This window comes from Pelistega indica (genome assembly GCF_000506865.1).
GTDB lineage: Bacteria > Pseudomonadota > Gammaproteobacteria > Burkholderiales > Burkholderiaceae_B > Taylorella > Taylorella indica.
In genome coordinates, this window is record NZ_AYSV01000087.1 from 76,638 (window position 1) to 89,321 (window position 12,684).

The window sequence follows — 12,684 nt, forward strand, 5'->3', positions numbered from 1 at the left end:
GTGAAGCTTTATTTATTGTTTTTTTTAGATAGTTAAACGTAGAAAAACCTGCACGTCAAAATTAACATAAAGTTAGATAAACATAAAAGCCCCTAGAAAATCCTAGAGGCTTTGTAAGCAAATAAAGCTAATTAGTGATTAGTGTGATGCTAAGTAAGCTTCCAACTCTTCACTACCACCAATGTATTTACCACCGATAAATACTTGTGGTGCTGTTGTTTTACCTGTAATAGCACGTACAGAAACGATGCTTGCATCTTTACCCAATACGATTTCTTCAAAAGATAAGCCTTTTTCTTTTAAAGCGGCTTTTGCTTTAGCGCAAAATGGGCAACCTGGTTTTGTGAACACAGCGATAGATTCTTGTGGTTTCCAGTTAGCATTCACATATTTCAACATAGTGTCAGCATCAGACACTTCAAACGGATCGCCTTCTTTCTCCGGTTCGATGAACATTTTTTCTACTTTGCCATCATTGACAAGCATAGAGTAGCGCCAAGAGCGTTTACCAAAGCCAAGATTATCTTTATTAACAAGCATACCCATACCTTCAGTAAACTCGCCATTACCGTCAGGAATCATTTTGATATTGTCAGATTCCTCAGCGGCTGCCCAAGCATTCATCACGAATGTATCATTTACAGAAACACATAAAACATCATCAATACCATTAGCTTTAAAGGCTGGTACTAACTCGTTATAGCGAGGTAGGTGGCTTGATGAGCAAGTTGGAGTGAATGCGCCGGGTAATGAGAATACAACGACTTTTTTACCTTTAAATAACTCATCTGTCGTAACGTCTTTCCATGTATCGCCAACGCGAGTACGGAATGTGCAGCTAGGGACTTGTTGTCCAGTATAATCAACTAAAGCCATTTTTTTCTCCTATTTATGTCTGGAATGTTATTGATATACGATAAATATTCATAGGATTAATGATGAATACTCATTCGTTTAACTATAAAACTTGTTTAATCACCTAAATAGTTGTTCTTACAACACTTAAGAGATAGTAATGATAATGAGGTAATCCTTAATGTATTATATCCCTTTATGAATGACCAAATCTTTACAATCAGAATGAGTCAATACGATGTGTTACTAATTGTGCTGATGGGTATTCCCATTTTAGCCACAATCTTACCGTTTATTCGCCATGACCACTGGGTTTTCAGGGTATTTGATTTTCCTCGTTTGCAAATTGCTATTCTGAGTTTACTGTGTTTCATCTTGAATTTAATTTTTATTCAAGATGATAAAACAGGGGTATTTCTAGTAGTTGAGTGCATCAACTTAGTTTGTTTTGTTTATCAATTAAAAGAAATCTCTGCCTATACATTCATGGTAAAGCCTGAAGTGTTAGCGTATAAGGATAAACCAACTAATCGGACTATTTCATTGCTAATCAGTAATGTGCTTACGTCTAATCGTCGTAGTGATTTGCTACTTGCTCAGATTAATAAATGGCAGCCAGATATTGTATTGACCTTGGAAAGCGATAAGTGGTGGGAAATTGCCTTAGAACCATTAGAAAAAGTGTACCCCAATAGTATCAAAATTCCGTTAGACAATTTGTATGGTATGCATTTGTATAGTCGTTTACCTTTGAGACATACTGAAGTTCGTCACTGGGTGGAGGAGGATATTCCCTCAATAGTAACTCAGGTGCAGTTACGGTCAGGTGAGTGGATAGATATATATTGTTTGCATCCTCAACCTCCTAGCCCGGCAGAAGCGGATACCTCAACCGCTAGGGATGCTGAGTTATTATTAGTTGGTAGAGAAATTGCGAAAAAACAAAGACCATCATTAGTCTTTGGTGATTTGAATGATGTGGCATGGTCACGCACCACTCGTTTATTTCAGCGAATTAGTGGTTTGTTAGACCCACGTATAGGAAGAGGCTTATATAGTACATTCAACGCTAATTATAGATTTTTACGCTGGCCATTAGATCATATCTTCCATAGCAATGATTTTATGGTTATAGATATAAAGGTTTTGCCCTTTGTAGGATCAGATCATTTTCCTATTTATGGTCGTTTCCAATATGCTCCTAGTGTGGGAACTATTCAAGAATTAGAAGAAGCCACACCAGAAGACAATAAAGAGGCTAGTCACAAAATTGCTGAGGCAGAACCAATTAAAGAGGTGATAGATACAGATAATTAGCTAACTCTTACTTTCTTTCATAAGCATTAAAAAAATAGTGACGAGATAAGCTATTAACGTTTAACCAATTAACCAGAATGTCCATAGCATTTGTTAAGGATATTAGGCTTTATTTTCACTTGGCATAGGGCGAATAGTTAGGATTTGCTCACTACGACCGAATGGCCCATGAATATCATGTAGGACTGAACTTGTTAAACCAACTCCATCACTACCGTATTGCTGAATGGTTTCCAGACCAAGCCAAGCTCCTTGAGGTAAACGGTGCATATGTACTTGCAAATCTAAATTTGGGAATGCCCATTTAAACTCACCCTCTTGACGAGGAACAATACCATTAGCGGTGTCAACAAGTCCAATAATATGTGCGAGGTCAGTGGTGGATTCGCCTTCCACCATTTCTACGCCTGTATTTACCCAGACAATCCCTTTTCCTGGTCTATGATTAGGACCGATGCGGACATCAATAGATTGGATATAGCCACCACTCCAACGGAGCATACCATTCCATGCAGGAAGTAAATCAGGGGTGCTAACATGATCATCTTCTAAACCATGAACACTGGAGGTGTCATGTATCATCATACGCCACGCACGTGCCACAATACATATTTTCCCTTGAGATTTCATGGTTGATTCAATTAATTCAATTGTTTTACCGGGGCGAATAGTACGTGTTTCAATCGTAAAGCGATCAAAGGAGATTAAGCCGAAGATATCAAAACTAATTCGACCAATGCGTAAATGCTCATTGGGATTAAATGCTTCGAGTTCTCGAGTGATAATACCACTTGCGGGTGCCATATGTTGCTCATGAGGATTCCATGCCCCTTGAGCATGGATATTTGGTTCATAAGTGGCAATAACTGTTTTGCCGTCCTCACTTTGTTCGCGCAGAATACAACGATAAAAAGCAGGCATTAACGTCTCCTTGTAAGAATAATAGCTATTACTTTACGTAAACGTCAATTAAATTGCAAGCAAATTATTTTTGTTTGATTTTATCTTTCCATTCACCATACCCTTCTTTATCTAAATCAGCATAAGGGATAAAGCGTAAACTGGCACCATTAATACAATAACGTAAACCACCACGATCAGCCGGACCGTCAGGGAATACATGTCCAAGATGAGAGTCTGCGGCTTGGCTGCGTACTTCAATTCTGTACATATTATGGCTAAAATCTTTGTGCTCTGTGACAACTGTTTTTTCAATAGGTTGAGTAAAGCTTGGCCATCCACAATGCGAGTTAAATTTGTCATCAGAGCTAAAAAGAGGTTGTCCACTCACAATATCAACATATAAGCCGGGGGCAAATAATTCATCATATTCGTGGCTGAATGCGTATTCAGTTCCACTTTCTTGAGTGACACGATATTGTTCTGGTGTTAAACGTTGACGTAACTCTGACTGCGATGGTTTTTTGTACTCTTTCATATTAAAGCCTTTTGGTGAGGGGGTACTTAATGGCTCATCTGCCTTATTTAAATCAATATGACAATAACCATTTGGATTTTTTAATAAATAGTCTTGGTGATATTCTTCAGCAGGATAAAAATTGGCTAAAGGTTTATTTTCAACTACTATTGGTTTTTTATATTTTGTCTGTTCTTTCTTAATTGCTTCAGCGATTAAAGGCTGATAGTCCGCTTTGGTATAGTAAATACCAGTTCGATACTGTGTTCCCTTATCGTTGCCTTGTTGATTTAAGCTAGTAGGATCAATGACCCTAAAATAATACTCTAAAATATCAGCAAAGCTAAGCTTATCAATATCATACGTTACTTTGACTGTTTCAGCATGACCGGTATGGCGATAAACTACATCTTCATAACTAGGGTTTTGAGTATTGCCATTTGCATAACCTGACACGGCATCAATAACACCTGGAATGCGTTGAAAATATCCTTCTAGTCCCCAAAAGCAACCACCTGCTAGATAAATCGTTTCAGTACGGATAGGTTTTTTGTGTTCACTATTGGTATCGGCTTTGTAGAAAGTAGTCGATGCTTTTTGGATAGGAGCGTCTGGGTTTTTAATTACGCCAAGTAATTGTTCTTTGGATAGTGTGCCTTTTACTACTTTTACGAGTTGCCCATTACTGTCTAATAAGACCCATGAAGGGTAGACACGAATATTGAGTGATTTTGCAATTGTTTGTTCGGTATCGATAAGGATTGGTAGCTTTTTATAGGGTAATGAAAGTGCCCATTGCGAAAAATCAGCCGCTTTTTTTTCACCCAAATAACCGGGAGATGCAAGGGTAACCATATTCACCATGGCAAAATCCTTATCTTGTACCCATTGCTCAGTTTGTTCTAATTCGCCAAGGCATAATGGACACCAGCTTGCCCAGAACTTTACAACGGTAGGTTTATTATTCTTGATATAAAAATTAGCTTTTTGATTATTAATATCTTTTAAAGCATTAAAATTAATAGTCTGTGCAAATAATGTGGAGCTATATAGCGCCATAATACCTAAAATAATTGTCCGTAGAAAATATAGAAAAGGCATATATGTTCTCCAAAGGTCTTTTTAGCTATTTTACGGGGAATTAGTCTGTGATGGAATTAAAAATATCAGTGTTATAGATTGAAATACTGATAAGTAATAAAGGAATATCAATGCCTATGTTAGATGAAGTAAGAAAAGTCCCCGAGTCTATGCAATCAGAGTTAACAATGTCTGTGTTGATGACGCCTGATACGGCAAACTTTTCAGGGAATGTACATGGGGGTACAATTTTAAAATTATTAGATCAAGTGGCGTATGCGTGTGCGAGCCGTTTTTCAGGGGGTTATGTGGTGACATTATCTGTCGATCAAGTGACCTTTAAAGAGCCTATTTATGTAGGTGAGTTGGTAGAATTTTTGGCAACTGTCAATTATGTTGGACGAACCTCTATGGAAGTGGGGATTCGAGTAGAAGCGCAAAATATTCAAAAAAGAACAGTGCGTCATACCAATAGCTGTTATTTCACCATGGTAGCTGTGGATGAAAACGGTAAACCACGTAGCGTACCACCATTGGTATTAGACACACCTTTAAAACAATGTCGTTTTCAAGCGGGAGAGCGTCGTAAACAATTACGTCTTACTTATCAACAACAAGCACCCTCTTGTAGCTAATTTTAAAGGTTAAAAATTTTAAGGTTAAAATAATGGCAACATTAACTCAGCGGCATCTCAAACAAAATGGCTTATTCTTACTGCTACTGATCTTGGGCATGACAGGTCCTTTATCAATAGATATGTATTTGGCGGCCTTTCCGTTAATTTTACAGGACTTGAATACAACTCCCCATATGTTAAGTTTTACCCTTATTGGGTTCTCATTATTTATGGCGATAGGGATGTTGTTTATTGGTACATTAAGCGATAGATATGGTCGTCGAACGGTATTATTGGCTAGTTTGGGATGTTATATCGTAGGGTCATTGGGATGTGTATTTACACCGTCAATAGAGTTTTTTATATTGTCTCGGGTGGTACAAGCATTTGGAGCTGGTGGCATGATTTCTATCCCTATGGCGATTGTGAAAGACAGTTTTCATGATCAAGAACGAACAAAAATTATCGCTACCTTACAGATGTTTACTGTGCTAGGACCAACTATTGCTCCTATTTTAGGCGCAGTATTGATTAAGTTTTTCCCTTGGCAGGCAAGTTTTGTGGTCTTAGCATTGATTGCTATCGGTAGTGTGATAATGACATTATTATTCGAAGAAACTCTTTCAGCGGATAAGCGATTACAGGGGGGCGTTTTAAAGACCTTATTATCTCTTGGCGAAGTATTAAAGCATAAAGGTTTTATGAGCTTTTTATGTTCAACAGCGATGACGTCAATTACGTTCATGGCGTATTTATCTATCAGTTCATATATTTATATCAAATGGTTTGGTTTGAGTGAAACGTCTTTTAGTCTTTATTTTGCCGCTAATTCATTACTGCTCATCTTTGGTCCTAAAGTCTATCTCGCTTTGAAACCAAGACTACGTCCTTCAGTTATTTTAAGAGGTACGTTGACGTTAATTTTTGTGGCGGCTATATTGACAGCTACTATAGGCAAAACACACCCTATATTATTTTTGATTTGTTTTGCGCCAATCGCTATGAGTAATAGTTTTTTACGCTCTTTTGCGACCGATATATTACTTGGTCAGCCACATATGAATGCAGGTGCATCTGCGTCTGTTATTAGTTTTACGAATGTGGCGTTTGGTTCGCTAGGAATGTTTATTGCCAGTAGTAGTGGAACAGATTATGTACAAAATCTTGGTTTAATAGGTATCTGCGTGAGTGTGTATTAGTTTTGCTTTTGTCAGTTATTACACTTATAGAAAACTAAATTTGGCTGGTTATCATTAGATGATAATCTCTTCGTATATGGTGCATACACGGGTGATAGGATATGGGTTCTTTGCCTAAAGAAAGTACGCAGGATAAGCAAGCAGTATTGCCATTAGTACCGGGACGCTTCGTGCAACTGGGTAGTCGTTTTTTTACGAAACTAATGCCTACTCCTTTACAAGCACCCCCTAAATGGGTCGCCGTAAATAAAAGCTTAGCGAAAGAGCTTGGTTTAGATGACCATTTTTTTGACTCAAAGCAGGTTCTATTGGCTCTTGCTGGTAATGGTAGTGTGGATAAGGATAGTGCCAATGAGTGTGATGCTAATGACGAAGGTGTTAATGGGCAAACTTACTACGGGCATACACCTCTGGCAACAGTATATAGTGGACATCAGTTTGGTGCATGGGCAGGTCAATTAGGTGATGGGCGAGCTATATTACTGGGTGAGAGCCTAGATCAATATGGTGAATGGCAAGAATGGCAACTAAAAGGTGCAGGGAAGACTCCCTATTCTCGTTTTGGTGATGGGCGAGCTGTTTTACGTTCATCTATTCGTGAGTATCTCTGTTCTGAGGCTATGTATGCACTGGGTATTCCAACGACACGAGCATTAGCCTTGGTCACTAGTGAAGATAAGGTCTATCGAGAAGAGGTTGAGACAGCGGCTATAGTGACACGCGTAGCACCTAGTTTTATTCGTTTTGGGCATTTTGAACATTTTGCATCTTTAGGGGATACTGCCTCACTAAAACAGTTAGCGGATTTTGTGTTAATGCACTATTATCCTGAATGTGTTGAGCAAGAGAATGCTTATGCAGCCATGTTTGCTGAGATTGTTAAACGTACGGCAGAATTAATTGCTCATTGGCAAAGTGTAGGTTTTTGTCATGGTGTGATGAATACCGATAATATGTCTATACTTGGTTTAACAATTGATTATGGTCCCTATGGTTTTTTAGATGCGTATGATGCAAAACATATCTGCAATCACTCTGACCATCAAGGTCGTTATGCGTATCAGCAACAGCCTTATATCGGTCATTGGAATTTGGTGAGATTGGCTAATTGTTTCGTGCCATTGGTAAGTCAAGAGAGCTTGATAGCGATCTTAAATACTTATAGAGATAGCTTCGAGCAAAAGTATTTGGCACTTTTCCGTCAGAAAATAGGATTACAACAAGCACATCCAACAGACGCAAGTTTAATCCATGATATGTTGAGTACATTGCAACCTTATCAAGTGGACTTTAGCTTATTCTTCAGAGAGTTAGCCAAGGTGAAACTGTCCTCTTTGGATGAAAATGGGCAGGTGCAGATCCCCTCTAGCTTAAGTGCATTATTTAAAGCACATCATTTAGGTAATTTTCAACGTTGGTTTAGTTTATATATAAAACGATTGCAACAAGAAAACTCAGATGATAATCGTCGTGAGCAAGCGATGAATCGTATTAATCCGATTTATGTATTGAGGAATTACCTATTACAACAAGCGATTGAAAAAGCAGAGCAGGGAGACTTTAGTGAAGTCAATCGTTTACAACAATGTATGGCTGACCCTTTCACAGAGAAACAAGCGTTTGCAGATTATGCACAAGAGCCACCCTTATGGGCAGCAGAGATTTGTGTGAGTTGCTCAAGTTGAGTGATACTACAAGTATAACGGTCAATACTGACGTAAAAATTCAATAAAGAGTTGGCTGAATCGCTAGCGTATCATCTCCCTACATAAGGGGAGATGATAATGAACGACATAAAAAGCACAATTTTCTATCTGCCTATTGAAGTGCTTGTAAAATCACTTGCAATGGATGCAACAGAGTCTTGTTTTCTAAACGATCGACTTGACAACGACAAGAGAATCCCGTGGCGAGCAGCTTATCGCCATGTTCTCTAACCTTTTCTTGCCATGATTGTGTATAGATTAGCTCAGATGTCGCACGATGTTCTTTTTCGTGACCATACGTCCCTGCCATACCACAACAACCTAGATTAGGTGCTTGCAAGTTTAATCCAAATAGTTTGAAGATATCTTGCCAGGTTTTGTTTGTGCTAGCAACTTGTGTTCGCTCTGTACAGTGTGCGGCTAATTGATAGGTAACAGCCTCATTAGCAGTCGATGGAATGGCATGAGGATGGTCTTTTAGCCAAGTAATTAACCATTCTTGCAATAATAAAACATTAACGCCCTGTTCTTGAACAGCAGGTATGGCATAACTCTTAGCATACTCTTGGCGATAGACAAGAGTCATGGCAGGGTCTAATCCAATTAATGGTAGCCCGGTACTAGCTGCTTTTTCTAAAAAGGCACGGTTACGTTGGCGAACTTTGTCAAATCGCTTTAGGAAACCATGTACATGCAAAGGTTTACCATTTTCAAAATAAGGTAGTACACAAGGAGTAACGTTTAATTTATTTAAGAGCTTGAGTAAATCAATTAATACTTGGGAGTCAAAATACCGTGTAAAGGCATCTTGTACAATAATTACGGCATTAGGCGTGATAGGAATATTTGAGCATTGTTTATTAATCAGGACAGCACCATATTTTGCCCAATCAATATTGGCTTGCTCATGAAAACTTGGTGTATCAACTAGCCCTAGATGCTTGGTTTGCCATTGTGTAAATTTAGCTGATTTTAGGAGGCGATTATAAACCTTAGCAAATGGTAATAAACGCGGTAATGCTTTTTCTAAAGCAATTACTGCATAGTCACGGCGGCTACGTTTGTGTCGTGTGTGATAGCGCTCTAAAAAGCGTGATTTGGCATCAGGAATATCGACCTTAACAGGACACTGTCCTGCACAGGATTTACATGATAAACAACCATGTACAGCCTCATAAACCTCATTGTCAAACGTAGCAGTTTGTTCACCTGTTTGCTCACGGCGTAACCATTCTTTTAATAAGGTAGCACGCCCTTTAGGTGAATGAATACGATCTCTTGTTGCCTTATAAGAGGGGCACATAGGATCATCTACGTCATAGTTAAAACAAGCCCCATTACCATTACAGTGCATCGCATTGCCAAACGATTGCCAGTCTTGAGGATTAATTTGCTTATCGAAATCCCCACGGAATTTTATTTCCGTTAAAGGCGTAAGCGTATATTCTGTCTTGTTGGCTGGCGTTGCAATCTTACCGGGATTTAATTGATTGTCAGGATCAAATAAGGATTTAACGGTCTGAACGAGAGGGTAGGCTTTACCAAAGAAAATAGGTGCATAGGCAGAGCGTAAGCCTTTACCATGTTCACCCCAAAGCACACCGCCATAGTGATGAGTTAATTCAGCCACCTTATCACTGACTTCTTGGATAATTTGTTTGGAAGTTGGCTCTTTCATATCAATAAGAGGGCGCACGTGTAACACACCTGCATCGACATGTCCAAACATACCATAATCTAGTCCCATGCCGTCTAATAACGCACGGAAATCAGCAATATAATCAGCAAGGTTTTCAGGAGGAACAGCGGTATCCTCAACAAAAGGTTGTGGACGTTTTTCACCTTGAACGTTACCTAGCAGACCGACGGCACGTTTTCTCATTGAGTAAACATGATTGACAGCGGCTTTACCAACAGCTGTCGTAATACTTAAACGTTTGACACTAGTATCTTGCTGTAAATGAGCGATAAACGCTTCTTGTAATGCATTGAGCTCTTGTTCATCGTCACAAGCAATCTCGACAATATTAATACCCTCAGTTTTTTCTTGCAGTCTCAGGGAAATATTGGGCAACGTTTTGCCAAACAATATCATTTTTAGCTAGTCCTAGTACTTTAGCATCGACAGTTTCAATAGACAGAGGATCTAATGTCATCAAGGCTTTTGCATCACGCAAAGCGGCTTGAAAATCGGTATAGCCTATATTGATCAGTACTTGATGCTTGGGAATAGGTAGTACATTAAGTGTTGCTTCGGCAATAAAGCCTAGCGTTCCTTCGCTACCACAGATAACACTATTAATATTAAACGTATCTTCGGTGAGTAACTTAGGTAGGTCATAGCCAGTTAGAGAACGATTTAGCTCAGGGAAACTGTGGTGAATGAGTTCACTATTGTTATTAGCAAGCTCAAATAATGCTTGATAAATCGCTTGTTGCTCCGGTGTTTTATGACTGATCTGTTCTTTCCACTGATCACGAGGTAAGGGTTCAGAGTCTAAAATATCTCCCCCTAACAGCACCGTTTTAAGGGCTAATACATGATGATGTGTTTTGCCATAACGACAGCTACCTTGACCACTAGCATCCGTATTAATCATGCCACCAATTGTGGCGCGATTTGAGGTGGATAGTTCTGGGGCAAAGAATAAGCCATAGGGTTTTAAGGCGGCATTTAATTGATCTTTGACGACACCTGCTTGTACAGTTGCTGTTCTTTTCTCTGGATCAATATGCAAAATATGATTCATATGTCGAGAAATATCAACTACTACACCATCTGTTAACGATTGGCCATTGGTGCCTGTACCACCACCACGAGCAGTTAATACGAGAGATTTATAGTTTTCTGTTTTCGCAAGCTTAGCAATTAAACAGAGGTCTTGAGTATCTTTTGGAAAAAGAACAGCCTGAGGCATACGCTGATAAATCGAATTATCAGTAGATACAACAAGGCGAGCTGATTCTCGCGTCTCAATATCGCCCTGAAAGTGGCGTGATAGCTCAACAATAAAACTATTTACGAGTGGTGATAGTACTTGCATAGGAGATACTTCATCAAAACAATTGAAGGAGGAATATCTATATTGTAACGGATTGCGTCACTATGATTAAACGATTAGCTAAGTTTTTTTTATACCTGGTCCAGATAGAATACTTTTACCCCCTACGGTTGGTGTTACCTGTATTTGAGTAGAAATCCGATTTTTCAATGCTTCAATGTGCGAAATAATGCCTATAATCTTATTTTCTTGGTGTAAAGCAGCTAAGGTATCCAGTGCAGTTTCCAAAGAATCCTCATCTAAGGTACCAAAACCCTCATCTAAAAAGAGAGAGTCGACACGAATAGTACGGCTCGTCATATTAGAGAGTCCTAATGCTAAGGCTAAACTGATAATAAAGCTCTCACCACCAGAAAGGTTTTTAACAGAACGAATTTCACCTGCTTGATAGTTATCTAATACATTGAGTTGTAAAGGCTTTTCTTTATCTCTGATGAGCAGGTAGCGATCATTCATTTTTTGTAATTGCTGATTAGCATATGAAATCATCACTTCAAAGGTCAGTCCTTGTGCAAAGCTACGGAATTTTTTACCGTCAGCAGAGCCAATCAATTGATACAGTAAACGCCAGCGATTAACCTCCTGTGTTTTACGTTCAATGATGTGCTGTTGAGAGGCGATACGTGCTAGATTTTGCTCGTGATTGAGTAGTCTTTGGGCTGTGTTGCCAAGCTCAATGAGTAAATTATTATGCTGAGTGTTAGACGTGTCTAATTGTGCCTTTAAGGTTTCATAATCGAGTTCAGTGAGTTGTTTATCTTTTTCTTGCTTTAAGCGCAGGGTAAGATTTTGCTGTAATGTGTTTTGGGAAATTTGACGCTCTTCTAATTCTTTTGCTTTCTCTTGCCATGATAAGAGTAATGAATCATCAACTTTAGCCTCTAGATAGGCTTGAGTATCTATAAATCCTTGTTGTGCTAAGTGCCGCTCAAATGACTCTGATGCTTGCTTTAGCTTGTCTTTGCGATTTAATAAGTCTTTAGTCAGCTTATTGATAATTTCCGTTGTTTTATCCAGTAGCGTTTCTGTTATCCGTAGTGCTTTGCTATGTTGTTCAAGCGCTTGCGTTTTTTCTAATAATGCCTTGTTGAGTTTCTCTTCTTCCTCATCTGGATTTTTCTCACCAAATTGTTGCTGACGAAGGTCTAGTTGCTCTTGATAAGCGAGACGTTGCTTATCTATTTTTTGTGCCTGTACTGCTTGCGTTTCTTTTAATGAACTAATTCGTGCTGAAAAAGCGGCATTCTCTTTATCATAATTATCTAAAATTTGCTTTAAATTAAAATGCTCTTGTTGGGCTTTAGTCCATGTAGCAAGTTGCTGTTTCAATAGGTCTAATGGATTAGAGGATGTATCAGTAGTGACTTGATAGGTATGCCAAATATGCTTGAAATAGTCTTCATCGGTTATTTATTTCTGCATTAATGCTGA

10 protein-coding genes are annotated in these 12,684 nt (G+C 38.7%); 4 read left to right on the forward strand and 6 right to left on the reverse strand.

All coding sequences use genetic code 11. The features are described from left to right. Nucleotides 1-138: 138 nt before the first annotated feature. A complete protein-coding gene (locus V757_RS22310) occupies nt 139-876 on the reverse strand; it encodes a glutathione peroxidase (protein ID WP_023951299.1) in 738 nt (245 codons plus the stop codon). Between the two features lie 204 nt (nt 877-1,080). Between V757_RS22310 and V757_RS22315 the strand changes: the two genes are divergently transcribed. Further along, nucleotides 1,081-2,172, forward strand: coding sequence for an endonuclease/exonuclease/phosphatase family protein (locus V757_RS22315; RefSeq protein WP_031274629.1), 1,092 nt, complete (start codon nt 1,081-1,083; stop codon nt 2,170-2,172). 102 nt (nt 2,173-2,274) lie between these two features. On the opposite strand, the gene V757_RS22320 is transcribed toward V757_RS22315, so the two are convergent. Next, nucleotides 2,275-3,093: a thioesterase family protein gene (locus V757_RS22320; RefSeq protein ID WP_023951303.1), complete on the reverse strand. Its 819-nt coding sequence runs from the start codon at nt 3,091-3,093 to the stop codon at nt 2,275-2,277. 64 nt (nt 3,094-3,157) lie between these two features. Beyond that, nucleotides 3,158-4,690, reverse strand: coding sequence for a bifunctional peptide-methionine (S)-S-oxide reductase MsrA/peptide-methionine (R)-S-oxide reductase MsrB (gene msrAB / locus V757_RS22325; protein WP_023951305.1), 1,533 nt, complete (start codon nt 4,688-4,690; stop codon nt 3,158-3,160). A 110-nt stretch (nt 4,691-4,800) separates the two neighbouring features. Between msrAB and V757_RS0114290 the strand changes: the two genes are divergently transcribed. The 3 genes from V757_RS0114290 to V757_RS22335 all read left to right on the forward strand — a co-directional run bounded on the left by V757_RS0114290 (nt 4,801) and on the right by V757_RS22335 (nt 8,170). After that, nucleotides 4,801-5,304, forward strand: coding sequence for an acyl-CoA thioesterase (locus V757_RS0114290; RefSeq protein ID WP_031274630.1), 504 nt, complete (start codon nt 4,801-4,803; stop codon nt 5,302-5,304). 32 nt (nt 5,305-5,336) lie between these two features. After that, nucleotides 5,337-6,485 carry a Bcr/CflA family efflux MFS transporter gene (locus V757_RS22330; protein WP_023951307.1) on the forward strand — a complete coding sequence of 383 codons (1,149 nt, stop codon included), beginning with the start codon at nt 5,337-5,339 and terminating at the stop codon, nt 6,483-6,485. 101 nt (nt 6,486-6,586) lie between these two features. Continuing rightward, entirely contained in the window at nt 6,587-8,170 is a 1,584-nt protein-coding gene (locus tag V757_RS22335) for a protein adenylyltransferase SelO (protein WP_023951309.1), read from the forward strand. Between the two features lie 133 nt (nt 8,171-8,303). Here V757_RS22335 and V757_RS22340 read toward each other — a convergent pair whose 3' ends face one another. The 3 genes from V757_RS22340 to V757_RS22345 form a co-directional block, all read right to left on the reverse strand. Further along, nucleotides 8,304-10,286 carry an FAD-linked oxidase C-terminal domain-containing protein gene (locus tag V757_RS22340; RefSeq protein WP_245587003.1) on the reverse strand — a complete coding sequence of 661 codons (1,983 nt, stop codon included), beginning with the start codon at nt 10,284-10,286 and terminating at the stop codon, nt 8,304-8,306. Further along, complete coding sequence (locus V757_RS29315) at nt 10,228-11,235, reverse strand: FAD-binding oxidoreductase (protein WP_245587004.1); 1,008 nt, start codon at nt 11,233-11,235, stop codon at nt 10,228-10,230. Before V757_RS29315 ends, V757_RS22340 begins: the two co-directional genes overlap by 59 nt. Before the next feature lie 78 nt (nt 11,236-11,313). After that, nucleotides 11,314-12,582 carry an SbcC/MukB-like Walker B domain-containing protein gene (locus V757_RS22345; protein WP_023951311.1) on the reverse strand — a complete coding sequence of 423 codons (1,269 nt, stop codon included), beginning with the start codon at nt 12,580-12,582 and terminating at the stop codon, nt 11,314-11,316. Between the last annotated feature and the right edge of the window lie 102 nt (nt 12,583-12,684).